Source organism: Bradyrhizobium sp. 139 (assembly GCF_023074175.1).
Taxonomy (GTDB): Bacteria; Pseudomonadota; Alphaproteobacteria; order Rhizobiales; family Xanthobacteraceae; genus Bradyrhizobium.
The window spans coordinates 66,186-90,217 of the sequence record NZ_JADPKS010000038.1; the positions used below are offsets into that span (position 1 = coordinate 66,186).

General features: G+C 61.3%; 20 protein-coding genes and 4 pseudogenes. 5 read left to right on the forward strand and 19 right to left on the reverse strand.

What is annotated here, in order from left to right; translation table 11 throughout:
- Window positions 1-175 precede the first annotated feature (175 nt).
- From IVA80_RS10540 to IVA80_RS10550, 3 genes are all read right to left on the reverse strand, one after another.
- The gene (locus tag IVA80_RS10540) at window positions 176-3,367 is read right to left on the reverse strand and encodes an ABC transporter substrate-binding protein (RefSeq protein ID WP_247428857.1); all 3,192 of its coding nucleotides are present in this window, start codon (window positions 3,365-3,367) and stop codon (window positions 176-178) included.
- Between the two features lie 138 nt (window positions 3,368-3,505).
- Window positions 3,506-5,215, reverse strand: coding sequence for an arylsulfatase (locus IVA80_RS10545; RefSeq protein ID WP_247428859.1), 1,710 nt, complete (start codon window positions 5,213-5,215; stop codon window positions 3,506-3,508).
- Window positions 5,212-6,204 (reverse strand): formylglycine-generating enzyme family protein, encoded by a 993-nt coding sequence (locus IVA80_RS10550; protein ID WP_247428861.1) that lies wholly within the window; start codon window positions 6,202-6,204, stop codon window positions 5,212-5,214. The genes IVA80_RS10545 and IVA80_RS10550 overlap by 4 nt, the downstream gene beginning before the upstream one ends.
- Before the next feature lie 131 nt (window positions 6,205-6,335).
- Between IVA80_RS10550 and IVA80_RS10555 the strand changes: the two genes are divergently transcribed.
- Window positions 6,336-6,701, forward strand: coding sequence for a hypothetical protein (locus IVA80_RS10555; protein WP_247428863.1), 366 nt, complete (start codon window positions 6,336-6,338; stop codon window positions 6,699-6,701).
- Between the two features lie 50 nt (window positions 6,702-6,751).
- On the opposite strand, the pseudogene IVA80_RS10560 reads toward IVA80_RS10555, so the two are convergent.
- From IVA80_RS10560 to IVA80_RS10595, 8 genes and pseudogenes are all read right to left on the reverse strand, one after another.
- Window positions 6,752-7,093 (reverse strand): annotated as a pseudogene (locus tag IVA80_RS10560) (IS30 family transposase); the annotation flags it as partial.
- A 734-nt stretch (window positions 7,094-7,827) separates the two neighbouring features.
- Window positions 7,828-8,184 (reverse strand): hypothetical protein, encoded by a 357-nt coding sequence (locus tag IVA80_RS38580; RefSeq protein WP_346347985.1) that lies wholly within the window; start codon window positions 8,182-8,184, stop codon window positions 7,828-7,830.
- Window positions 8,184-9,866 (reverse strand): DNA polymerase/3'-5' exonuclease PolX, encoded by a 1,683-nt coding sequence (locus IVA80_RS10570; RefSeq protein ID WP_247428865.1) that lies wholly within the window; start codon window positions 9,864-9,866, stop codon window positions 8,184-8,186. Before IVA80_RS10570 ends, IVA80_RS38580 begins: the two co-directional genes overlap by 1 nt.
- Before the next feature lie 25 nt (window positions 9,867-9,891).
- Window positions 9,892-10,407: an inorganic diphosphatase gene (locus IVA80_RS10575; RefSeq protein ID WP_247428868.1), complete on the reverse strand. Its 516-nt coding sequence runs from the start codon at window positions 10,405-10,407 to the stop codon at window positions 9,892-9,894.
- 43 nt (window positions 10,408-10,450) lie between these two features.
- Window positions 10,451-10,642 (reverse strand): hypothetical protein, encoded by a 192-nt coding sequence (locus tag IVA80_RS10580; RefSeq protein WP_247428870.1) that lies wholly within the window; start codon window positions 10,640-10,642, stop codon window positions 10,451-10,453.
- A 584-nt stretch (window positions 10,643-11,226) separates the two neighbouring features.
- Window positions 11,227-12,414 carry an MFS transporter gene (locus IVA80_RS10585; RefSeq protein ID WP_247428873.1) on the reverse strand — a complete coding sequence of 396 codons (1,188 nt, stop codon included), beginning with the start codon at window positions 12,412-12,414 and terminating at the stop codon, window positions 11,227-11,229.
- 297 nt (window positions 12,415-12,711) lie between these two features.
- The gene (locus IVA80_RS10590; RefSeq protein WP_247428876.1) at window positions 12,712-13,740 is read right to left on the reverse strand and encodes a glycosyltransferase family 4 protein; all 1,029 of its coding nucleotides are present in this window, start codon (window positions 13,738-13,740) and stop codon (window positions 12,712-12,714) included.
- 126 nt (window positions 13,741-13,866) lie between these two features.
- On the reverse strand, window positions 13,867-15,486 hold the full coding sequence (locus IVA80_RS10595) for an alpha-amylase family protein (protein WP_247428879.1): 1,620 nt from the start codon (window positions 15,484-15,486) through the stop codon (window positions 13,867-13,869).
- Between the two features lie 1,294 nt (window positions 15,487-16,780).
- Between IVA80_RS10595 and IVA80_RS10600 the strand changes: the two genes are divergently transcribed.
- Window positions 16,781-17,137, forward strand: a complete 357-nt coding sequence (locus tag IVA80_RS10600; protein ID WP_247428882.1) for a PRC-barrel domain-containing protein — start codon at window positions 16,781-16,783, stop codon at window positions 17,135-17,137.
- 140 nt (window positions 17,138-17,277) lie between these two features.
- On the forward strand, window positions 17,278-17,646 hold the full coding sequence (locus IVA80_RS10605; protein ID WP_247428966.1) for a response regulator: 369 nt from the start codon (window positions 17,278-17,280) through the stop codon (window positions 17,644-17,646).
- Window positions 17,647-17,697: 51 nt separating this feature from the next.
- Here the strand turns inward: IVA80_RS10605 and IVA80_RS10610 are convergent.
- From IVA80_RS10610 to IVA80_RS10625, 5 genes and pseudogenes are all read right to left on the reverse strand, one after another.
- Window positions 17,698-18,871 (reverse strand): annotated as a pseudogene (locus IVA80_RS10610) (PHB depolymerase family esterase).
- 5 nt (window positions 18,872-18,876) lie between these two features.
- Window positions 18,877-19,296 (reverse strand): CopG family transcriptional regulator, encoded by a 420-nt coding sequence (locus IVA80_RS10615; protein WP_247428884.1) that lies wholly within the window; start codon window positions 19,294-19,296, stop codon window positions 18,877-18,879.
- Between the two features lie 43 nt (window positions 19,297-19,339).
- A pseudogene (locus IVA80_RS10620) lies at window positions 19,340-20,499 on the reverse strand (glycosyltransferase family 4 protein).
- Between the two features lie 13 nt (window positions 20,500-20,512).
- Window positions 20,513-20,647: a hypothetical protein gene (locus IVA80_RS38330; RefSeq protein ID WP_256467356.1), complete on the reverse strand. Its 135-nt coding sequence runs from the start codon at window positions 20,645-20,647 to the stop codon at window positions 20,513-20,515.
- Window positions 20,641-20,850 (reverse strand): hypothetical protein, encoded by a 210-nt coding sequence (locus IVA80_RS10625; RefSeq protein ID WP_247428887.1) that lies wholly within the window; start codon window positions 20,848-20,850, stop codon window positions 20,641-20,643. Before IVA80_RS10625 ends, IVA80_RS38330 begins: the two co-directional genes overlap by 7 nt.
- Before the next feature lie 102 nt (window positions 20,851-20,952).
- Between IVA80_RS10625 and IVA80_RS10630 the strand changes: the two are divergent.
- A pseudogene (locus tag IVA80_RS10630) lies at window positions 20,953-21,390 on the forward strand (DNA ligase); the annotation flags it as partial.
- 384 nt (window positions 21,391-21,774) lie between these two features.
- On the opposite strand, the gene IVA80_RS10635 reads toward IVA80_RS10630, so the two are convergent.
- The 3 genes from IVA80_RS10635 to IVA80_RS10645 are packed head-to-tail and all read right to left on the reverse strand — an operon-like array spanning window position 21,775 to window position 23,454.
- Window positions 21,775-21,945: a hypothetical protein gene (locus IVA80_RS10635; RefSeq protein ID WP_247428890.1), complete on the reverse strand. Its 171-nt coding sequence runs from the start codon at window positions 21,943-21,945 to the stop codon at window positions 21,775-21,777.
- Window positions 21,946-22,005: 60 nt separating this feature from the next.
- Window positions 22,006-22,323 carry a hypothetical protein gene (locus IVA80_RS10640; protein WP_071911000.1) on the reverse strand — a complete coding sequence of 106 codons (318 nt, stop codon included), beginning with the start codon at window positions 22,321-22,323 and terminating at the stop codon, window positions 22,006-22,008.
- Window positions 22,324-22,347: 24 nt separating this feature from the next.
- A complete protein-coding gene (locus tag IVA80_RS10645) occupies window positions 22,348-23,454 on the reverse strand; it encodes a DUF1236 domain-containing protein (RefSeq protein WP_247428894.1) in 1,107 nt (368 codons plus the stop codon).
- A 229-nt stretch (window positions 23,455-23,683) separates the two neighbouring features.
- On the opposite strand from IVA80_RS10645, the gene IVA80_RS10650 reads away from it, so the two are divergent.
- A complete protein-coding gene (locus IVA80_RS10650) occupies window positions 23,684-23,911 on the forward strand; it encodes a hypothetical protein (protein ID WP_071910996.1) in 228 nt (75 codons plus the stop codon).
- The last annotated feature ends 121 nt before the right edge of the window (window positions 23,912-24,032 follow it).

Genomic DNA, 24,032 nt, shown 5'->3' on the forward strand with positions numbered 1-24,032 from the left:
TTTCCCCGATAGCGACCCAAATAGCGGACATCGTGCACTTCGCATTTGGCCTAGAAGCGGAATTGGTAGAACATGTTCGACCAACATCAATGTCAGCGTCGGACATCCGCGACGACGGCTGTTTGAATAGTATTTGGTTGCCTGCCGGTTACCCTCGAGCTTCTGACGCGGGCGGTTAGATCAGCTCTCTATCTTTCCGTGCTTCCCTCATCATGAACCTGGCTAGGGAATCTTCGGGAAACTCTTTCAGGATGTCATGATAGGCCGGCTCTGCGGCTGAAAAATCTCCTGCCTCGAACTTTTGCGAGGCAAGCCATGTCATTGCGCTCAGTTGCTCATCCCGATCGCGGACCCTCACGTCCGGATCGTGGCTCGTACGAAGAGCGAGCAGTTCATAGATCATGAACTCGGTCTTGCGGCCTTTCACCTGAACCCGCTTGATCGGCCGCGCGAGTATATCGGCCTCCACCTGGTCGTAGATGCTGTCGCTGATGCAGATCGTGGTGCCAAACAGCTTGTTGATGCCTTCCAGGCGGGCAGCAACGTTCACGCCGTCCCCCAAGGCTGTATAGCTCAGCCGGTTCGAGGACCCGATATTGCCGACAAGGACGTTGGCGCAATTGAGCCCGATCCTGATCTGAATTCGCGGCCGTCCTTCCGCCTCCCAGGCATTGTTGACACGCTCCATGCGGCGTGCCGCCCGAACCGCAGCGGCGCAGGCGCGCAGAACGTGGTCGGGGCGCTGAACCGGGGCATTCCAGAACGCCATCACGCCATCGCCGATGAACTTATCGACAGTGCCGCCCTCTTGCGAGATCGCGGACGAGACCTCCTCGAGATAGGTCGATATCTGGACCAGCAGGTCGTCTGGCGCGAGCGTTTCGGAGTGGCTCGAAAAATTCTCCAGATCGGAAAAGAACACCGTCAGGAACCGCGGCTCGACGCCAAGGGTCAGCGGAATGCCCGACTTGATGAGCTGCCGGACCACGTCGAGCGGAACGAAGGAGGAGAACGATTTCAGCGATGTTCGCAGCAGCGAAGCCGCCGATTCCAGCTTCGCGATTTCCTGGATATTCGATGGCGGACGCGCGGGCGTATCGAAATTGAGGCTTTCGATCGCCTGCAATTGCCGGGACACGTTTTCGACCGGGCGCGACAGCCGGCGTGAGGCGAAAAAGATGAAGAACAGCTCGACCAAGGTAAGACCGATGATCACGATCAACATCAATCGATTTGTTTTCTTCAACGTGCCGACGAAATCGTCGACCGGCGTCAAGGTGATCACCTGCCAAGGCTGACCGAAGCCACCCGGGAAATTGGCGAAGGCCGCGATATAATCCCCTCCGTTCGTCGGAGACTGGAAGGCGAAGCGGTCGTTGCCGGCATTGGCACGCTGGCGGTGAGCCTCACGCACATCGGGATCGTCGATATCGCTTAGTGTAGCGATTTTGAGCGCTCCGTTCTCGATGCGAACGCCTTTTTGCTTTTCCGGGAAGGCAATGATTTTGCCGTTGCTGCGGTCGGCGACGAAGGTGATGCTGCGCGCGCTGGCCCGATGCCTGTCGAGAAAGCGCGACAGAACATCGACGGTTATGTTGGCCGATGCGCAGCCAAGAAATTCAACGCCGCGGAAGATCGGAATCCGCAATGAAATGATGGGAAAGCCGGTATCGGGATTGATTGAAGGTTCGGTTACCGCAAGCGTGCGCGTCGTCTTTGCAAACTGATAGCCGGGCAACCTGCGAATGTCGGTGTCCGTGCCAACATCGTACTTGCCGACCTGGTTGGGCCATATGTCGAAAAATTTGCGATGGCGCACCCGTGAGAGCGCATAGGTGATCGCATCGATGTAGCTTGCGTGCCAGTTCGCGGTCGCCGGAATTTTGGGATCAGCGCGGCGGCGATCCTCGTCAATACGGGTGACCACACGATGATAGCCATCTTCGAAGCTGACATAGGCGGCGTCGATATATGCGCCCGAGGTCAGCGCGCGATACAGAAGGTCGCTGCTTTGTTCGGTACGGAAGTATCCGGGATCGGCTGAGGCCAGTTCAGCGAGAAAGCGCAGCGGGCTTTCGGTGTTCTCGATCAGATCCTGGGTGCGCTCAACGCCGGCCCGGCTGGTCTGCGCGACCGCATCGTTGAGGATCGACACCATCCCGGCCGAGTTCTTGTTGTAATTATAGATCAGGATAAAAATGAGGACGGGAATGCTGAGGCCGATGAAGAGCAGTGACATGATCAGGCTTAGTCTCGGACGTCTCATCGTGACAAACCGCGGCAGCGCGCCCAATCGGGCTAATGTACCGCGCAGGGTGCGGCGACCTCGGTAGGCGACCAGCGCCGCAATCACCAATCCGGCCGTTACAAACAGCAGCACGATCAACCAGCGCCGCAGGCTGGCGCCATTTCCATCCCAGATCAGAGCCGCGGGTAGCTTATCATCGGCCAGCAACCCCAGTTGCCGATAGGTCGCGGCGATGCTTCGCCAGCGCGCAGGATCCTGTTCGCCGATCCGTGCCGGGTCGCGGCCGACCAATGCCTCCGTATGCTCGGCCTCGAACAGTAGGGCATCGCGGCTCTTTTTGTTCGAATAGCTCCGGATGATCAGATCGACCGTCGCGTCCTTGTTGGCGAGGGCATAAGCCCAACCTTTCAAGCTGGCCGCCGTGAATGCAGCGACCCGGTCCGGCTGAGCTTGCACCTCCGCTTCGGAGGTGCATAAATTATCGCCGTAAAAATCGATGCCGGATGCAGCGGGCTCAAAGGTACGATAGGCCGCGCCCAGCTGTTCAAGGACGAACGGCTCGCTGGTGCTGTAAGCAACCATCGCGTCGGCCCGGCCGGCTAGCAGGTCGCGCGGGTTTCCTTCGTGCGGGACCCGCAGCATCGATTGATAGTCCACCCCTTCGCGCTTCAACATCGCGGCGATCTCGTCGCTTCCCGGCGTGTCCATCAGCGTACGGCCGCGCAACTCCGACAAGCTGCTGATATCGGCCCGGCGCGCGACCAGGATGACGGCCGGGGAACGCTGGAAGATGGCGGCCAGCACGACCAGCCGGCGGCCCGCCGCCCAATCACGCAGAACGCTGGCGGTGCAGACCCCGAAGTCAGCCTTGCCGCCGGCAACCGCCTCAGAGACATCGATACCGGGACCGCCCTCGCGGATGGTGACGTCGAGACCGGCGTCGCGATAGAAACCCTGCTCGAGCGCCTGATAGTAGCCCGCGAACTGAAACTGGTGCTTCCATTTGAGTTGAAGGGATACCTGATCCAGCGCGGCGGCAGGATGCGAAGCGAGCAGGATCAGGCAAGCGGCCAGGACCAGCCGTTTCAGCAGAGCAAACTTCGGCCCACTCAGATTCACAATTGCTTTTCCAGTTGTCTTGCTTCTTTCGTCAGCTGAAGAAACTTCGCTCGGTGCGCCATGCTAGCACGCGGCTTTGCATGGCGGGCACCCCGCTGTCGGGGTGCCCGCTAAACATTGGTCAAAACCTCGGCGGACTTACTTGGCCATCGCCGCCCTGGCAGCCTCGATTTTCGCTTTCACGGCGTCGAGGTTGAAGCTCGCGCCCTTCTGCATCGGCGGAAACTCGATTGCGGTCTTCGCCAGCTTCTCCACGTGCTGCTGGACAAACACGAAGCGCCAGAACTCATATTTGAACCACGAGAAGTACTCCTGCGACCCTGTTTTAGACCCATCACCGGGCCAGCCGGTACGCTCGAACGGATCGAGGCGAAGGTTGGTCAGATAGGGCACGTCAACCTTCGTCTTGTCACCGAGCCAGCCGCCGGGCTGGTCGATGAACCGATACTTGTAGTCATCGATGCGCACGGCACCGAGCTCGCTTTCCCCGAAATAGAAAATTTCGTGGCGGTTCGAAGGCCCCTTGCCAGTGATCATGTCCATCTGATTATAGCCATCCAGATAACATTTGTAGGTCTTGTCACCGATCTGTTTGCCCTTCTTCAGCTCTTCAGCGATGTTGGGGTTTCCTGCCGCCGCAAGGAAGGTCGGAAACCAATCCAGTCCAGAGATGATGCCGTTCTCGACCTTGCCGGCCGGCACCTTGCCGGGCCAGCGGATCATCGCCGGAGCGCGAAAGCCGCCTTCCATGACCGTGCCTTTGCTCTGCGCGAACGGCGTCTGTCCGCCATCGGGCCAGGTGAAGACCTCGGTGCCGTTGTCGGTGGTAAAGACGACGATAGTATTGTCATCGACGCCCATGTCCTTCAGCTTCTGCATCACGATGCCGACGTCGTCGTCGAGTTGTGCCATGCCGGCCTCGTGGATGGTCCAGCCGTTCTTGGAGTTTCGTAACGCTTGGTACTTCGGCGACAGATGCGTGACGATGTGCATGCGGGTCGGATTGAGCCACAGGAAGAACGGCTTGTTGTCGGCATTGGCCTTGTCGATGAACTTCAAGGCAAAGTCGCGGATCTCGTCGTCCACGGTTTCCATTCGCTTCGGATAAAGCGTTCCGGCGTCCTCGATCTTCTGTTTCCCAACTTTGCCCCAACGCGGATCGACAGTGGCGTCGTCGACGTTGGTTGCATACGAGTGGACCATGTTGCGTGGACCAACTGTATTCAGCAGCTCCTGCGGATAGGCGGGGTGCGCCGGGTCTTCCATCGCATCGAGGTGATACAGGTAGCCGAAGAATTCATCGAAGCCGTGCACGGTCGGCAGAAATTCGTTTTTGTCGCCAAGGTGGTTCTTGCCGAACTGACCGGTGGCGTAACCCATCCCTTTCAGTGCGGCGGCAATGGTCACGGCCTCCGCCGGCAAGCCGGTGGGGGCGCCGGCCTGGCCAACTGTGGTCATACCTGTGCGGATCGGCAGCTCGCCGGTAATGAAGTTGGCGCGGCCTGCGGTGCAGCTCGCTTCCGCGTAGTAGTCGGTGAACAGCATGCCTTCGGCAGCGATCTTGTCGAGGTTCGGCGTCCGGCCGGCCATCATGCCGCGGTGGTAGGCACCGAGATTCCAAATGCCGATATCGTCGCCCATAATGACGACGATATTGGGCCGTTGTCCGGCCGGTGCGGGCGCCGGCGCCGTTTGCTGCGCTTGCGCGGCACTTGTCAGGCCGACGGCCGAGAGCGCCGAAGCCGCGATCAGAGAACTGCCGCTCAACAACAGATCGCGGCGTTTCAATCCTGCGCCGGTTGGCGCCGTGCTGGTTTCAGGCTTTTCTGAGATCTTATCGTTGCTCATGACGTGATCCTCTTCCTGGTGATACACCTGAAGCCGACATGGCTTGCAGAAGTGTCGATCGGCTCTGCATGACGCGCGGCCGGACGATAGCGGCGACAGTAATTTGGCGCGCAGAGATGCGAGCCACCTTTAAGCACCTTGCGTGGAAACCTGACGTTCGGTTGACGAGCGTCGTAGCTCGCGGTCTCAGGTCCCCCGCGCGGATTTTCCGGAATGCAGCACGCTTTGGGCGCATCGGCTTCATGCTTCTGCGAATACCAATCGGCCGTCCATTCCCAAACATTCCCAATCATGTCGTGCAAGCCGTAGCCGTTGGCGGGGAACGCGGTGACGGGCGAAGTGCGCTCGAAACCGTCAGCCGCCAGGTTCACGTGCGGGAAATTACCCTGCCAGGTGTTCGCCATGTGCTTGCCACCCGGCGTTTGCTCGTCGCCCCAAGCGAATTCCGCGCCGTCCAGTCCGCCGCGTGCGGCAAATTCCCATTCGGCCTCGGTCGGCAATTCCTTGCCGGCCCATTCGGCATAAGCTTCGACGTCCCGGTAGGCCACGTGAACAACCGGATGGTCGTCGAGCCCGCTGACGTTGCTGCCCGGACCATACGGACGACGCCAGTTGGCGCCGAATTTGAACGTCCACCATTGTCCCCAGTTGCACAGGTCCACAGCTTGCTTCGGCGGTGTGAAGACCAGCGAGCCGGCCTTGAGCATATTTGGCAAAGCACCTGGATAGTCTTTCGCGTCAGGTGCAATTTCGGCGAAGGTGACGTAGCCGGTCGCGTTAACGAACTTGCGGAATTGGCGATTGGTGACGGGTGTGCGGTCCATCCAGAATCCGTCCACCGTAACCTGATGGGCCGGTGCTTCCTCTGGATAATGCCGATCCGAACCCATGCGATAGGTGCCGCCTGGCACGTACAGCAATCCGTGATCCGCCGGACGTTCGAACGACTGTCCGCGGTCAGTCGACGATCTCATATTGACGAAATTCATCACGAACTTTCCGGCCACGCAACAGCTGCCTGCCTTGCTTCACTCATCACATTGGCCGAGAGCTGTTTCGCTGGCTATGCAGTTTCGGCAGAAACGCGGTCACGCCAATTCAGTCAGAAACGTGCCGCAGCGTGGTCGATGGCATTTCTCCGAAGATGGTGCGGTTAGGTTACGGCGAAGCGCCCAAGCTCCAGGAATTGATGTTTTCGGGCAATCTCTGCGACGCTTGTCGTTGCTGGGTCGGCACGTCGCAATGCCGAGCGCGCCATGTTCAATCGTCGCAGCAAAAAGTACCGGGCAGGACTCATGCCCAAAACCTCGGTGCAGCATACCCGCAACGTTCGCTCTGGCACGCCGATCGCCGAGCAAAGCGCGTGCATGTTCAGCTGCGTGCCACCATGCACCGTCAACGCGTCCTCGAACTGAACCATGATATCGGCATGGTGCCGCTTGCTTTTCTGATTGCCGCCGCCGTCGGCCGTCAGGCAATTGACTAACGCGTGGAGCAACTCCTGCTCGAGCGCTCGTGCGACCTCCGGATTTTCGATTAGTTTATGTCTGGTTTCGACGAGACCACAGACCTTGAATGGAACCGCAGCAGGCGCACAAGCGCCTCCGCCGGCGTTTTCCAGCCTAGCGTCTTTCTCGGTCGGGCATTGAGGGCCGCTGCCACAGCGGATATCTCGTCGGCGCTATGGATGCTCAAGTCTGAGCCTTTCGGGAAGTACTGCCGCAGCAACCCGTTGGTGTTCTCGTTAGTGCCGCGCTGCCAAGAGCTTTGCGGGTCGCAGAAGTAGACCTGGATACCCGCATCGATCTTGAGACGATCGTGCTGAGCCATTTCGGCTCCCTCATCCCAAGTCAGCGAGCGACGCAGTTCTTCGGGTATCTGATAATGATGATGCGGCGTTGCGCGCATACCGCCCTAGCGGGGGATAGTTGCTAACTTGCCGGCGTGAGGAATCTCCTCCGATGATTGCCGCCCGGAACGATGCGTGACCATCACTGATCGGAGGACATGTCGGTGATCACCATTGCGGATACGCAGAAAGATCTCCCTGGCTGGCCCGCGGGGTGATCGAACCCTGGCTGATCGAGCTCGCCAACGATCCGGGCATGGGGTGGGCCGTGGCCGATGAGGCTCCCAAAGCGGGATCCGAGACAGCCCGCCGACCGTGCCAAGCGGCGGCGCGAACGTCGTCGCGAGGCGCGCGACCGCGCGAGAGCGAACGCCTCTTGAGGTGAATCGAAGCCAAAGAAGAAGCCGGCTGGGCGGGGCGGCTTAAATAGTCCCGGACTGTCGATTGCCTCCCCAGCCCCAAGCGTTCCGCCGTTACCTTGTTTGCGGCCATGCCGGCCCAATCTACCGGCCGCATCTCGATTCGACGATGAGGCAGCCGAGTTGTGCACCGGGCTCTTACAGAGCCGGTAAGGCGCGAAGCGAGGTGGACGGCAGCCGAATCCGCGCGGTGTGGCCGGCCGCGACCGGTCCGCCAGCCCGAACCACGCCCAATACCCCACATTTGAATGGAGGGCGCGTTTCCTCCGACGAGAGAACCCGCCGTTTCAAGCCGGCCCGGAAGCGGTCGATGAGCACACAGGGCGTGCAGAGCCCGGTCAGCTCTATGATCGCCGTCGGTCCGAGTTCGATGAGGGACCCGAGCGGCAGGCGCTCGAGGTCCAGGCCGCAGTGGTGATGTTTTCGCCAAGGTCGCCCGCGCCGACCTCGAAGCCAATTTCGAGAAGGGAAGCGAGGAGCTCGGACGGAATCAGGTGGACCTGTCGGAGATTGGGCAGGCGAGGCTGGCGACGGGCGAGATAGCGGTGCCGGACGAACGCGCCGGCGTGGGCGTCGCCTTCGACGCCGTGGCCTTCCACCAGGACTATGCGGTCCAAGGTCGGTTTACTGAAGTGGTGCCCGCGATCGGCGGCGACCGCCACCACCGTTCCCTCGAGCGAGAGATCGTGCGCCTGCAGCATCAGGCAGCGCGGGCGAGCGAGCGCCGCTTCTGGCGGAGGTAGCGCGTGATCTCCGGAAGCGTCATCGCGTTCAGAACCCGGTCGGCGGGAACTCCGCCCTTGCGGGCCATCTCGACGCCCCAGTGCATCTGGTCGAGTTCGGGAATCGAATGTGCGTCCGGATTGATGCTCATCATGCAGCCGAAGTCGAGCGCCGCCCGGTGCCAGCGCCAATCGAGATCGAGCCGCCATGGATGGGCGTTGATCTCGACGACGACGTCATGCTTGGCGCACGCGCGAAGCACCTTCTCGACATCGATTTCGTAGCCTGGCCGCCGCTGGAGCTGCCGCCCGGTCATGTGGCCGATGATTGTGGTGTGAGGATCGGAGATGGCACGAAGCAGCCGCTGCGTCTGCGCCTTGCGGTCGAGTTTGAAGCGGCCATGGATGCTCGCGACCACGAAGTCGAAGCGATCCAGCACGTCATCCGGATAGTCTAAGGACCCGTCGGCCAGTATGTCGGATTCGATGCCTTTTAGAATCCGGAAATCCTTGCCGAAGCGCTTGTTCAGCCGGTCCGCTTCCCGGTGCTGGTCGGCGATCTCCTCGACCGATAGGCCGCCAGCGTAGTGCGCGGACTTCGAGTGATCGGCGACGCCGAAATACTCGAAACCGCGCTGGCGCGTAGCCTTGGCCATGGTCTCCAAGGCCTCGGTACCGTCGGAGGCATCCGTGTGGCAGTGAAGGATTCCGCGCAGGTCCTGGTCGTTGACGAGCTTCGGCAACTTGCCCTTCAGAGCCAGCTCCAGCTCACCGCGCCCCTCCCGGAGTTCGGGATCGATGAGAGGCAGGCCGAGTGCGCGATAGATCTCGGCCTCGTCGCCCGCGATCAGGGTGCGGCCCTTGTGCAAGCCGTCCATCTCCAACCGCATTCCTTTCTCGGCGGCCAATGCCTGGAGCTGCTCAACGTGGGCGGCAGAGCCCGTGGCGAAGAGAAGGGCGGCGCCGAAGCGCTTGCGGTCGGACAAGCGGATCTGCAATCCGTCCGCTACGGACGTCTTCGATGTTTTAGCGACCTTGGGCGCTTCCGCAACGATCGTGAGGTCGCCGACGAGTTCGCAGCCCCGGCGGAAGTCGCCTGCGATCGTCACGCGCTTGAGCTCGGGCCGGGCCTTCCGAAGCGAGTCCTTGGCGTGCGCGAGCAGGGCGGCGGCACGGTGCAGGTGAAGGCGACCCTCTCCGCTTTTCGCGATGGCCAGGTTCTGCAGGATCTTGGTCTGCAGCGCGGCGCCCAGTCCTTTGGCCTTCTTGATGCGGTCGTCCTTGGCGGCGGCCTCCAGCTCGGCGAGCGAGGTGATACCGAGATCCTGGTAGAGACGCAGCACCTTCTCCGGGCGGAGGCCGGGCACGGCGAGCATCTCGAGCACTGCCTCGGGAATCTCTTTCCGTAGTCTTTCGAGGCTCGGGTGAGTGCCCGTCTTGTGAAGCTTGGTGACGATGTCAGCTATGGCATAGCCGACGCCCGGGATTTCCGTAAGCCGGTCTTCGGCGATGAGCACATGCAGCGGAACGGCGAGCGCTGCCAAGCTATCGGCGGCGCGCGAATAGGCTTTTGCCCGGTAGGGATTGCCTCCACGCAATGCGGTCCGCTGCGCGTATTCGCGAAGCAACGTGGCGACGGTTGGCGTATCGACCTTCGACATTTCTTCTTTTCCGTCGGTCCGATACCTACCGAGAGAGCCGCTTGATCATCTTCACTGCGCGGGCCGGACCGCGCCAACCCAGGAATTCGAGCTTCTTGTCATCGAGCACGTTCGTGGCGCGGAAGAACTTCTCCAGCTCCTCGCACGCGCGAGCTGGAAGGTGACGGATGTCCTGCAGATCCGTTTCGAGAGGGGATCGATCAGGAACCGCAAACAGGCGGTCATTTCGCTCCTTCTTGCCTTTGGACTGCTGCTCGACCTCAAGGATACCCACAGGCCTGCATCGAAGAACCACGCCAGGATAGGTCTGCGCATCATGGATCACCAGGACGTCGAGAGGGTCGCCGTCTTCCGCCTCCGTCGATGGAATGAAGCCCCAGTCGTACGGATAGGTAAGGCCGGCCATCAAAGGCTTCGCGAGCGTGAACACGCGCAGCTTCGGATCAAAGTCGAGTTTGCAGGTGCTACCGCGCGGGGTCTCGATAACGGCGTAGATAAACTGTTCGTCGGCCCAAGTCGGAATCTTCAGGAGGTTCGTCATAAGTCCGCTTCCGCTTTTGGTATTGCTGCCGACGCCGGGACCGTCAGCCCGTTTTCTTCTCGCGGCGAATGCCCTTGAATTTTCTCGCCGGCGCCTTCTTCTGGTCCATGAACTTCCCGGTCTTCTTGTTGCGCTTCGTCCAGGTGCTCTCGCCCATCGCCTTGGAGCGAAGCTGGGTGCGCTTGCGCACGGCGCCTTTGCGGGCGTTGTCGCCGGTGGGCTTGTTCGACGCCATGTCGGATCCTCTTCAGGTAAATTGCTTGAGGATTAACGGCAGGCGACGAGTGGGGTTCCGCCAGCGGCCGGCCGGTCCATTGCGGCGTGGAACGCAGCGAATTTGTACTCTTGGCTAATGATCCCTTCGCGGGCCGCTTCGACCTTCCGACAAGAGCCGTCCGAACACCACTGAGTTGCAAGCGGAGTGGCCGCCAAGCGCGCCGGAAGGAGAAGAGACATGCTGGGAGCAAGGATCCGGTAGCACCCGCAGCGCCCGGTGCTCGGCGGCGGCCGGCATACCGCTTCCCATTGTCCTCGAGGGACAGCCTGCATCGGTGACGGGGGCCAATTTGGGCATCGGCAAGGCCGTCGCCCTTGCGCTCGCCGCATCGACTCGGACGTCGCCATCAACTACGTCTTCGCCCCGACGGCGGCAGAGGAAGTGGCTCACGCTGTCGAAGCTGCCGATCGGCGGGCGATCACGGACCGGGCCGACGTCAGCAACGAAGAAGAAGTGCAATCAATGTTCGGGCGAGTCATCGCTCATTTCGGAACGCCGCTGCGGCTCGCTCCGGCCTCAGTACCCTTGCACAAGTGCGCCTGCTATGCAGCCACGAAGCGAGTCGGTAAATTGGTGAAGCCGAACCAGGCAAACGGCACTGCGACGCCGCACAAAATTGCCATCGGAAAGAATGCTGCCGCTCCATACTTGGCATAGAGCATTCCTGATAACAGCGTCAGTGCGGCAGTTATCAGACCCGAACCGAAGGCATAGACAGCTTGGGCGGTTGCGGCTAGTCCGACCGGAATAAAAGTCCCCATGATGCGCATGCAGGCAAGGTGGAGCAGCGCGAAAGTCAATCCGTGTAGTGGCTGCAGAACCGAGAGGATCAGAACGGAGGTCGTCACGCCCGAAATAGACCAACGTATGATGCCAGCCGCGGCTGCTAGGGCAGCCGCACCACGCACGCCCATCCGCCTGAGTAATCCGGGACCGATTAGAAAAAATACGATGACTTCCGCGGCTACCGCCTCTGACCACAACAGACTTATGGCCGATGGCGCTAATCCAGCCCCGCTCCACCGGATCACTGCAAATGCGTCCTGCATCGCGTGACTCCCATAGACCAAGGCTGAAACCAAGATCAGAATCCGAAACTGCGGCATGGCAAGAAGTCCAAGCACCCGAACGAAGATAGGGGATGCGCCGGCGCATGGCGCAGATCGAGTGGTGATCTTGGGCACCAATGCGGTTACGCCAGCCGCCACCACAAGCAGGAATGCATTCAGCCAGACGATCGGCGTGAGATCAGTGCGGCTGATCAGTTGTCCGACGGACAACGTACCCAATACGAAAGCCATCGAGGCTGAACCGCGTATCCAGCCGTATTCAAAGGGTCTCGTCCCTATCTGAGGCTTTGCTGTATTGACTGCCAACGCGTCCGCGATTGACGTCGTGGGAGCAAGCGCTGCAGCTTGAACCAAGGCCAGCGAAAGCAGTTGCGAGAAGCTATCGGACGACAACAATGCAGCGGCCGCGCCGGCCGCCACGGCGGCACAGGTTGCGAGCACAAGACGCAATGATCCCAAGAAGTCGGCGAACGTTCCAATTAATGGGCCGGCGGCAAGGCGCATTGCCATTGCAGCAGCCAGTATCAGGCCGATTTGCTGCGGGGACAGAGCTTTCGTTTCGAAAAATTGTGGCCAAAAAGGCGACGCCACGCCAAACGCGGCATACAAGGCGACGTAAAGAATAATATAGGCGATCGGTCCATTAACGCGTTGCAGCACTGGACACCTGCCCGACGCCCCGCTGGCCGGCCTCATTGAGCACCGGTGCCGCGTCCTCGCGGCATATAGCAACGGAGAAACCCCTCTTGGGTTTCAAGGGGCGAGCGCGGTCCAATTTGGACCCACCCACTCTTTTCGTGCCGACCGCGGGCAAGAAGCCGGCGAGAGAGTCGGCGGCGAAGAAGTCAGCCGAAAACAGCAGCGGAGGCGGCGTAATCCGGGCTATGACTCGGCCAAGTAGGAGGACGCGATCCAAGCGCCGGTTGCAGCAGATCGGCGGACTTCGCGGGGAAGACGCTACTGTGCGCCCAACATCTGTTCGTAATGTCGGACGTAATCCTGTGCCATCCGTCGCGCAATGAAACGCTCTTCGAATTTTGCCCGGACACGCCGCCGATCTAGTCTTGCGAGCCTTGCCGCGGCTGCAACGGCTTGGCCTTCATTTTCGACGATGAAGCCGGTCACGCCTTCATCAATGACCTCCGGCACTGACCCAGACCGATAGGCAATGACCGGCGTTCCGCAGGCCATGGCCTCGATCATCACCAATCCGAAGGGTTCGGGCCATCTGATCGGGAATAGCAACGCCGCTGCATCCGCGAGGAACGACTGTTTCGTCTCGTCATTCACTTCCCCGACGATCTGGACTTGCTTGCCGTCGATGTGAGGCTCGATGCGCTCCTTGAAATAGCCTGTCTCGGCCCGCGGGATTTTCGCGGCGATGCGCAGCGGGATCCCTGCTGCGCGCGCAATACGAATTGCGTCTTCGGGGCCTTTGTCGGTGCTCAGCCGCCCAAGAAAGGCCAAGTACGATCCGGAGGTAAACGAAGCGCGAAACTGCCCGATGGGTAAGCCGTGATATACCGTCCCGCACCAGTTCGCGTTCGCCAGCGGGACGCGTTGATGATCGGAAATTGAGACAAGACAGGCACCCGGAAATGCGTCGAGTAGTGCCGGCAAGCCTGGCAGATCCAACCGCCCATGCATCGTCGTCACGAAGGGGACGCCCAACCGGCTGAGCAATGGCATATGTAGCCAGTCGATGTGGGCGTGAATCACCTCGAATTCAGGAGCGCGACGCGATATTGCCTCCAACAGAACAGCCATAGCTGCATTTGGGTCGGTCCGCGGTCGCCCAAGGCGAAGCGCACGTGGCCAAACCGGATGAAGCGCAGCGTGTGTCTTCGAGTCGCCGCTCGCAAAGAGCGTGACCTCGTGCCCAAGCTCGACCAGTGCGTCGGCGAGCCAGGCGACGACCCTTTCCGTGCCACCATAATGCTTCGGCGGAACGCTCTCAGCCAAAGGGGCAATCTGGGCTATCCTCATTGAGATCTTCCACGGAAGCTAGCCTCGGTCTCTTCTTCGTTGCGGCTGGGGCGAACCGCGGCGAGACATAGCCGCAGCATTGAGGCGATAGGCCATTTTGTTCGTCGACAATGCCTCTGTACAAACCTAGTCAACCCGAAACCAGCGATAGCCGTAGCCATCAAGTTCAACTGCAGCATCCGTGCTGGGCTTCGATGAATAAATTCGGTTGCCAAATACATCGGTCAGCTTCCGTCCCTTTGGAAGATCTTTGACATGTGTGCTGCATTCCACCTGCGATAGATTGTGCAGTATGAGCACCGCCCGGCCCTCCCAGACAAAATGCTGGATCAGGACCGAGGGGCAATCGCTTTGGGGAAGGGTCCACTCGCCCCAACCGATTTCTGCACAAGACTGGCGCATCTCGACCAGCCGACGCATCCAGTTGAAGAGCGAATCCGGATCACGCTGCTGGGCGATGGCATTTACCTTGGCTGGACCGTATTCGCCGTCGCGGATCATGTGATGCAGCAACCGATGCTTGGGTAGCGAGGAGAATCCGCCGTTCTCCTCGTCGCTCCATTGCATGCACGTACGCACGGGCCATCGCTCGGGAAGCGCGAGATCGTCACCCATCCCCAACTCGTCCCCGTAGTAGATGACCGGAGTGCCAGGAAGGCTAAAGAGCAGGCTGAATGCAAGCTCAATGCGGCGGCGATCATTTCCCAGCATGCCTGCGAGTCGGCGACGAATTCCGCGTCCGTAGAGTTGCATTTTAGGAGTGGGCGCGAACGCAGCGTAGACTTCTTCGCGCTCTTCGGACGTCAAACGTCCGAGGTCCAACTCATCATGGTTGCGCAGGAACTGGGCCCATTGTGCGAATTGCGGCAATCCAGGCAGCGCGGTCAGACAGCGCTGCAGCGGTTCGGCGCTTTCGCGCGCAAGTGCAAGAAATAGGTGCTGGTTCAACAGGAACGCGAACAAAAGATGGATGCGCGATCCATCGCCGAAATAGTGCTCAAGCTCTGCAGGAAGAACGTTGGCTTCCGCCAACAACACGGCGTCACCTTTGCGCCAGGATAGGAAATCGCGAAGCTCCCCAAAATATTCGTATCGGCGCGTCGTCGGACGATCCGGACGTATTTCCTCAACCACGAACGGGGCGGCATCGATGCGGAATCCGGACACGCCAAGTTCAAGCCAGAAGCCACAAATCTTGAAGATTTCTTCGCGGACCGCAGCGCAGCCAATGTTTAGATCAGGCTGATGCTGGTAAAATCGGTGATAATACCATGCCTGCGCACAGAGATCGTAGGTCCACACGCTCAACTGAAAGCCGGGAAAAACAACGCCATCCGTGCTGTTTTCTGGCTCGGTGTCAGACCAAACGTAATATTCGCGAAACGGCGATGACGGATCGGCGCGGGCCTGCTGAAACCAGGGGTGTCGTTCTGAAGTATGGTTGATGGGGAGATCGACGATCAGCCTCAATCCCCGAAGCCTCGCCTGGTGACTGAATTCGACGAAGTCGCCCAGGGTGCCGAGTGCTGGAGCGACGTTGTAGTAGTCGGTCACATCATAGCCGTGGTCCAGCCCGGGGCTCGGATAGAAAGGGAGTAACCACAGACAGTTTACGCCAAGCTGAGCAATATGATCGAGCTGCCCGGCTAGGCCCTTGAAATCGCCGATGCCGTCTCCGTTGCCATCCTTGTAGGTGGCGACGTTGAGGCTATAAATCACGGCATTTTTGTACCAAAGATCAAGCATTATCTAAGATCCTAACGGGCGGCGGCGCGCTAAATCATTGCTAGTGGCTGCCGCGTCTGACCCCGCTAAGATCCAGCCCATGCAGTAGGGCCAAGGTCCGACGGCTTCTTCAACGCCGGGAAGTCTTAGAAGTTGCTCTGCGACCGTGTCCCGCATCGCCCGCATTTGGGCCTTGGCCAAAGGGTAGCCTTGGGTTTCGGTGATTCGTCCAAGGCTCGATTCCAAATGCTGTGGACGGGAAATAATGGCAATTCGGCGGAATTCACTCGACAAACCGTCTTGGACGTTCTTGGAGGAGCCCCGGTAGCTGAGGCCACGCCAGCAGGCGGCTCCCCGGATCGAACTATCGCCGCGCCCCGAGCCAACTAGAATTGACGGTGACGGTCTGGGGCTGCGACCCGAGGCGGCGTATTCGTTGTGTTTCGCTCGCTTCGCGCTCAAGGACGAAGTCCCCTCCTGGGGCGAGGTCGTACACCTCGATTAAGCGCAGCGGCTGCTCCAACACCGCACTGCGTAGATGTCCTCGAGTTTCATGGCGCCCCTGATCACAGTCAGCGACGACGCGGTCCAGCAGCGTGTGGTCGAATCCACGCCCGATTCTCGCGTCGTGGCGGATCGCCATCTCTATCGTGTCGACCAGGGACGACATGCTGGACGTGGGAAGTCCAGTAGCCGGGATGCTTGAGATCGTGACCCCACCGGCGTGGCGTGGAGCTCGATCCGGACCTCGGTATCGCGGACGGCGGCATATTCCGCCTCGACCAGCTCGGCGGCGGGGACGATGTCGGTGGCGCCTATCCGCAAGCCGATTTCGGTGACGTTCGCAATGGGTTTCTCGCAGCATCGGAAAGGCGGCATCGGTGAGTTGGATGGGTCTAGCCGTCATGGGAAGGGGCTAGAATTGACCCGGAGATATGGCCCGGAGCCGCCGCGGGCGAAGGTTGGCTATCCGCGACAGGCGCCGTAGTTCAACGGCGGGCGACGGTCTCTTAGGGGTCAATGGGGCACGCTGAGTATCGTTCCTCCGACCTTCCGGCTAGTCTCCGGAACTGCCAATGGACGAGCGCCGAACCACGCGGTCCGCAAGCTCGAGGCCGGGCCCAACCGCAATCTGCACCGCGCAGAAGCGCGAGCCCGGGCGCCTTCTGGGGCGAGCGTCGCCAGCCTTATCCGGTCCGGTTGGCCGCCGCCGACGGCGAGAAGCCCTCGCGGCTTCAGCCAAGAACGGAGCCGTAAGCCAGGAACGCTGTCATCGTCGTGCGGTTGACTGGAAGACAACATCCAGGAGGTCAACATGGCCATGGAAGATCGGGAGACCTTCAGTCTCATCGGAAGCGACAAGCTCGAGGGCACGAACGTGTACGGATCCGACGGCGAAAAGGTCGGCTACATCGAGCGCGTCATGATCGACAAGGTCAGCGGCAAAGTGTCGTACGCAGTGCTCAGCTTCGGCGGCTTCCTGGGCATCGGGGACGATCACTACCCGCTGCCGTGGCAGTCGTTGAAGTACGACACTGGCCTTGGCGGGTACCGAACCAATCTCACCGCAGACAGGCTCCAGGATGCGCCAAAGTATGGCAACGACAACGCCTGGGATTGGGATGACCTCGGACGAGCGAGAGCAGTAAATGATTACTATTCCGGATTCTGACGCTTGCCGGCAAGTGGGCCAGCCGACGGCGACCAAGGCGTCAGCCGTCGGCAGAAGCGCAGAAGCGCTCTGTCCAGAAACTTGAGGCGCCGGCGGTGCGAATACTCCTCGTCGAGGACGACCCTCTCATCCGCGAGTTCGTGGTTGAGGCTCTGCGAGAGGAAGGATTCCACGTCGTCCATGCAGCCAATGGCGAGGAGGCGCTGGCGTGGTGCGGGCGGCGGGTCGTCGACCTTCTCATCACGGACGTCAAGCTGCCCGGGAACGTCGACGGATGGCAGATCGCCGAACGCTGCCGCGAGCATGATCCCGGACTCCCGGTGATCTATGCGACCGGTTTCTCGCCCGTCTCACCCCGTCCCGTTCCCGGAAGTCTGACGTTGCAGAAGCCCTATCGTCCGGAGGACATCGTCAGGGCCGTCAGGCGGGTAGCTCCGGATCAGGCGTACGCGCCGCCAACGCCGCAGCGGGAATTCCGCGAACGGCGAGTTTCGGCGACGCCAAGCTGATCCGGAAATTCCGGGACGCGCCGGGCGACCGGCTCGCGTTGCTAAGCCCGACTAACCCGGGAGCGGATGCTCGAGGAAGAAGCGCAGCATCTCCCTCGTCGCGTCTGGCCCGCGCGGATCGGTGTAGGAGCCGGCGGGACTGCCGCCCGACCAGGCGTGGCCGGCACCGTGAACGTTCCAATGCTCGGAGACGGCGCGCCCATTCGCGTCGGCAAGGTTCGTGCGGGTGTAGGCGTGCCCATGGGGCACTCGTCCGTCGCTCACCTTTCGCTTTCAAACCTGCCGCCTTGACGGACTGCTCGATGATCCGGTCGCCGTTGTTCGGATGCACCGTGGCGTCGCGATCGCCATGGAAAACGATGGTCGGCACTTGCGGTCCACCATCGGCAATTTTAGACCCGTCGCCCTGACGCATGGCGGCGAACGCTGAGGGAAGATCGCTTGCCGCCCCGCAGGCGAGGCCGGAATGGATCCCGACGGCCGCGTATAGATCGGCGTGGGTCGCTGCCATGATGGCGGCGGCCGCCCCGCCGGCCGACAGACCCGCGACGTAGACCCGCTTCGGATCGATCGGATAGTCCCGCATGATTCGGCGAGTGATGCCTGCGATCAGCGAAGGCTCCCCGACCTCCCGCTGCTGGTCGGCCGTGCGAATCCAATTCCAGCATTTCGCCTGGTTGGCTTCATTGGGCTGCTCCGGATAGACCACGAAGCAATTCCGCTCTTCCGCCAGGAAATTCATCCGGGTGCCTGCCGCGAAGTCGTCTGGCGACTGGGTGCAACCGTGAAGCATGACCACGAGGGGAAGCGGTTTTTCCTGCGAGTGGCTTGGGACGAACAGCTTGTAGTTCCGGCTTCCATTCGCGCTGCGGAAGGTGCCTGCGATGAACCTCGTGCCTTCGGGTGCGATATCCGTCGTGGCAGGCGGAGCGCGGGTCATCGGACCACGCAGGTTGAGTCCGGGGAAGTCTTTCAAGCGATCGAAGCGTTGCAAAGGAGCGGGAGAAACCCGGGTGGTTCGTCGGCTTTCCTTCTCCTCCACGACGCTGGGCGTCACGTCGATGGTCGGCGGCTCGAGCCGAGCTGGCGAGACACGGGCGGTGCTGCCCGACGGCTCGGAGGCGCTCTCGCCGCGGAGCATGCGCTGCAGGAGCGCGGTGGCCTCGACCAGGTGGCCCGCACGCGTGAGGCGCGTGGCCTCAGAAATCATGTTCTGATTCAGCATCGCATTCACCCAGTTCTGTCGGAGAGTGCGGCCTTGACCGCGGGAGTGGCGTGAAGGGCACCGAGCACCGAGACCGAAGCAATGGTGGCGCGGGCCAGCTCGGGGGTGACTTCCTGGGCGATGGTCGCGAGACCCAGCACGTTGATGTGCAGCATCTCGCCGGCGCGCCGCGCCGCTTCGAGATCCTCGCGGCTGTAGTTCCGCAAGCCCAAGTCCAAGCTCTTTCGGACCGTCGACTGCTTCACGACGTCCGCGTGGCGTTCAAGCTGGTTGCGGATGGCCGTCCGGATGAAATCCGTGCGGTTCGAATAGAACCCTTCCTGCACCATCAGATCGACCTGGCCCAGATCGACATAGCCAAGGTTGATCGTGATCTTCTCGGTATCGGGGATCCGGGGTCGCAGCTTGCGAACATTGCCGGCCATGAAAGCATCCATTTCAATCATCCAATTGGATGGCTATTGGATGTCATATGGATGTTCGTGGCGGCGTTTCAAGGGCAGCGAAAATCGAATAGCTGGGCGCCGGTAGTTCGTCGGCCGGCCTCGGTTCGGGCCGATGTTCAGCGTTTGGCGCGGCGATTGCCGCAGCCGAGTGCCCCACCGCGGCAGAGATCAATCCGCGGTACGCGCTTTCATACGCTCGCGCCATTCGGTCCGCGGAGAAGCGTTCCTCGAAGCGGGCGCGTACTTTTCGTCTGTCGAGCCGGCCCAGATCGCCTACGGCTCTGACAGCCTGCTCCTCGTCTCGACGATGAAGCCGGTCTCGCCGTCCTCGACGACCTCCGGCACGGAGCCGGAACGGTAGGCGATCACTGGCGTCCCACAGGCCATCGCCTCGATCATGACGAGGCCGAAAGGCTCCGGCCAATCGATCGGAAACAACAGGGCCGCGGCCTCTGCGAGGAACGGCTGTTTCTTCACCTCGTCCACCTCGCCGACGAGCTGGACCGCCCGACCGTCGATGTGGGGCTCAAGTTGCTTCTTGAAGTAGGCTGTCTCGCCGCGCGGAATCTTGGCGGCAATGCGCAAGGGCATTCCGGCGGCGCGCGCGATGCGGATGGCGTCCTGGGGGCCCTTTTCCGCGGTCAGGCGGCCAAGGAACGCCAAATAGGATCCTTGATCGAAAGACGGGCGAAAGTTGTTCGATGGCAGTCCGTGCTGGATCGTGGCGATCCAATTCGCCTCCGGCAACGGCAGACGCTGATGGTCCGATATCGACACGAAGCCCGCGCCGGGAAACTGCCGCAGCACCTCGGAAAGGCCCGGCAGGTCGAGCCGGCCATGCATGGTGGTCACGAAGGGCACGCCGAGCCGACTGAGCAGCGGAAGGGGCAGCCAGTCGATGTGCGCGTGGATCACGTCGAAGTCTTTCGCGCGCTTTGCGATCGCCTCCAGCAGCACGGCGCAGGCGGCATTTGGATCGGCGCCCTTACGTCCGAGACGCAGCGCGCGGGGCCACACGGAATGAAGCTCGCCTTTCGTCCGGGAGTCGCCGCTCGCGAACAGCGTGACGTCGTGGCCGAGCTCGACCAGTTCATCCACCAGCCATGCCACGACCCGTTCCGTGCCTCCGTACAGCTTCGGAGGGACGCTTTCGGCCAGGGGAGCGAGTTGAGCGATGCGCATCGATGCCGATCCTCTAGACCGAAAACATCGAGCGGAAGAACAGGACGATGGCCGCGGAGGCGAGTTCTGAGACGGCCAACAACGTCCAATCCGGCCTGGCGCTGCCGACCGCAGCGCGCCTGACGAGCACGTCCACCAGCCTCAACATTCGTCTTCGGGAAAGCGCTCAAGGTAAGCCAAGTTGAATCCCGTGAGTTCTTCGGCGTCGCTCACACGCGCTTCCCATCTCCCTTGCAGATGACGCTCCAGCAGGCAGCGGCGGGTGTCGGAAGCATCGACATCGCGATGCTTCGCCAGGTAGAGAGACCAGACCGTATGTACCGCCGTGCGCAGCGGGACGTCATCGACCATGTTCGGCTCCGACGAGTAGAGATCTCGCTGGATGCCAACTCGTCTTGGAAGATGAAGTTTCTACTTTTTCCCGAAAAATCGTGTCCCCGTCGAGTCGAGTCAATCAACGGGCGCGCGATGTTCGCGCACGCCTGCAAGCTCGGACTCGAGGGCGTGGTATCGAAGGACCGTGACTGCGCCTACGTCAGCGGCCGCGGCAACAGTTGGGTGAAGAAGACCTGCGCGGAGCGGGAGACCCTGACCATCGCCGGCTTCGCGCTCGACGAGGGTAAATGAGACGGTATCTACCTTGGCCGACGCAAGGACGGCGAGCTGATCTACGCCGGCAAGGTCGACCATGGCTTCGACAAGGCCTCCGCCGCCGACCTGCAGATGCGGCTGAAGCCGCTGATCCGGAAGACGCAGGCCTACGCGAAGCGCGTCGGCCACAAGGGCATCTGGGTCGAGCCGAAGTTATTAGCGGAGATCGAGTACCGGGCCATATCTGCGGAAGGCAAGGTCCGGCATCCCTTCTTCAAGGGCTTGCGGGAGGATCTGTGATCGGTAGGCGCCTCGCCGCTCGACCTGGACGCCGCTGCATTGTCCCCGCCCGCAAATGCCTCGACTTGCAACGGCGACCCTGAACCTAACCGCCACATCGCGTTCACCGTGGCCGGAATCTTCATTTGCTCGCAAGCGCCTTTACCGGGACTGCAGCCCATGAGGCCGCCGGACTTGGATTGACCGGCTCGGTACGGCTAGGCGGGTACCGCCCGCCCTCCAAAACTTCCTGACGACCCAGAGGAACGATAGCTCGGCTGCCAGGTTTTCCCGAAGCCCCTGCCCTAAGGGGCAACCCCGACCTGGCCCCAAAGCCCCCGAGCTGGGGCTTTCGGTCGTCTGCGAGCCCGCCAGGGGGCTGGTGAGTTAACGGCCCCTCAGTCTTTAGTCCGTCGGCCTTACTCCGGGAGACTCTTCAGCCCCGAGAAGCTTCAGCGCGGTATCGATCTTGGCGAGAAGCGCCTGGATTTCGGCACGCTCGCTCGGGCCAGGTCCGGCTTCAAGCCGCGCCAGCAGTTGCTCTTTCTGTCCTAACAATCTGGCAAGAGCGGACATCCGATCACCGCAACGTCGATATCCGTATGAAAGGGCCGCTCGGGAGCGGCCCTTCATTGGTCACCAGCGGCCGGTGCCGAAGCTGAAGCCGATGCTCGGGCCACCGCCGTAGTAGCCGTAGCCGCGATCGTAGTATCCTGGTCCGCCGTAGTAGCCGTAGCTCCGGCGCACGACGTAGCCGTCATCGTCGCCGTAATAGCGCTGGACATAGCGGGGACCGCCGGTCCGGAAGCAGCGGCCGTACTCGTTGCAAACGAGCCGGACCTGGTCGATGCCCGATAACTCGGGTGAACCGACCGCGGTCGGATTGAGCGGAGCGGCAGGGGCAGCCGACGCCAACAAGGCCGTCGCGAAAGCTCCGAGTGCAATTGTCTTCATGAGCGTTCTCCTTCCTTGGCAAGATCAGTCGATCTCTTCGATGACACGACGTTCCTGCGGTTCTACGATGTAAGTCCGGCTATCCCTGTGAATATATCGGTACTCCCGCAGACTCGGCGCCTCGCGATAGACCTCGTCCGGGAAAGCATCGACCTCCACGCCGTCCGGCACTCGCTCGCCTCGGCGGATCTCGGTTCGCACCGTACTGCCGGTCGTTTGCCGTTCGCGCTCGACGGGACGCACCTTGGCGTGCTTGCGGATCACCTCGCGGTCACGATCGCTGAAGGTGACATTGCGCTGCTCGGAGCGCGCCGGCGCTGCCGCCGTCGAGCGGCCCGAGTACGGCATCACGGCGACGATCTTGTAGCTGGAGGGCTCCACGATGACGATCTCGTCTTTCACCAGAACGAAGTCGTAGCCTCGGTACTGGGGCACGATCTCGACCACCTCCGCCGGCAGCGGCTGCACGCGGACGTCGCGCGGCACGACCGTGCCGACCGACAGCGAGAAGTTCACGTCGTTGAGGGGCTGCACGTTCAGGTGCGAAATCGACGTCCTGATCCGCGTCCGCTGCTGATCGTTGATGTTCACCGACGCATTCATGTTGGTGTTCGACGAGCGATCGGCCGTGTTCTGCTGGTTGTTCGGCTGCTGAGCCGTGTTGGTCGAGTTGCTGCCGGTCGGAGACTGCGCCTGATTGCCGTTCGAGGCCGGCGGATTCGCGCTCTGAGTCTGGCCGGACGAGGGCGAATTGGTCTGCGCCTGGTTCGAGGGCGTAGTGGTCTGGTTGGAAGGCTGGCTGGTCTGGGCCTGATTGGTCGAGTTGCCGGAGGTCGGCGCCTGCGTGGTGTTGGACCCGGTCCCGGAATTGGACGACTGGTTCGCAGCGTTCTGACCAGTCGAAGAAGGCTGCTGCGTCTGGGCCGAGTTCGTCGAAGGATTGCTGGCCTGCCCGGACGAGTTGGGCGACGGTGTAGTGGACGTGGAGGACGGCGTCATCGTGGAAGTGGAATCCTGAGGTCGTTGCGCGGTCGGCGAATTCGAGCTCGAAGTGTTGGGTGACGACTGCGCAAATGCCGAAGTCGCAATCGCGACTGCAGCGGTCGTAGCCAAAAATAAACGCTTGTTCATTTGAAACTTCCTGAATGCGATCGCCCCGTTAACACGCGATGGTGGGGTGAGTTCCAGATCGGGAAAACTCGGCAATCAGAATTGCACGTGCGCCGACGATTTGTTCCCTGAGAGGAAGATTGCTGCGACACCGCAACAGCGCGCTACGGCAGCTTTCGGGAACAAGTGGAACTTGCAACTGAACCCGTCGTTGGCAGTGACTACTTTGAAGCCACTGGAGGAGACAGAAATGAAGAAGCTGATCGTTTGCGGCGCGCTCGCCGCGTTCGCTCTGGGTACGCAGGCGGCCAGCGCCGCCGAGTTCTACATCATCCGCGATGCCACCACGAAGAAGTGCACCGTGGTCGATACCAAGCCGACGACGACCACCACGACAGTCGTGGGCGACGGTGTCTACAAGACCAAGACGGAAGCGGAGTCCGCCGTCAAGACAACCAAGGTCTGCACCGAGCAGTAAGAACTTCGGACGGACCGGCATCGGCCCAGGCGAATACAGTTGCCAGTATTCCTGTTGTGGGTCGTCCCCGCGGCGATCGTCATCGGCGGCGCCGGCTATTGGTAAATTCACATGCATTGAG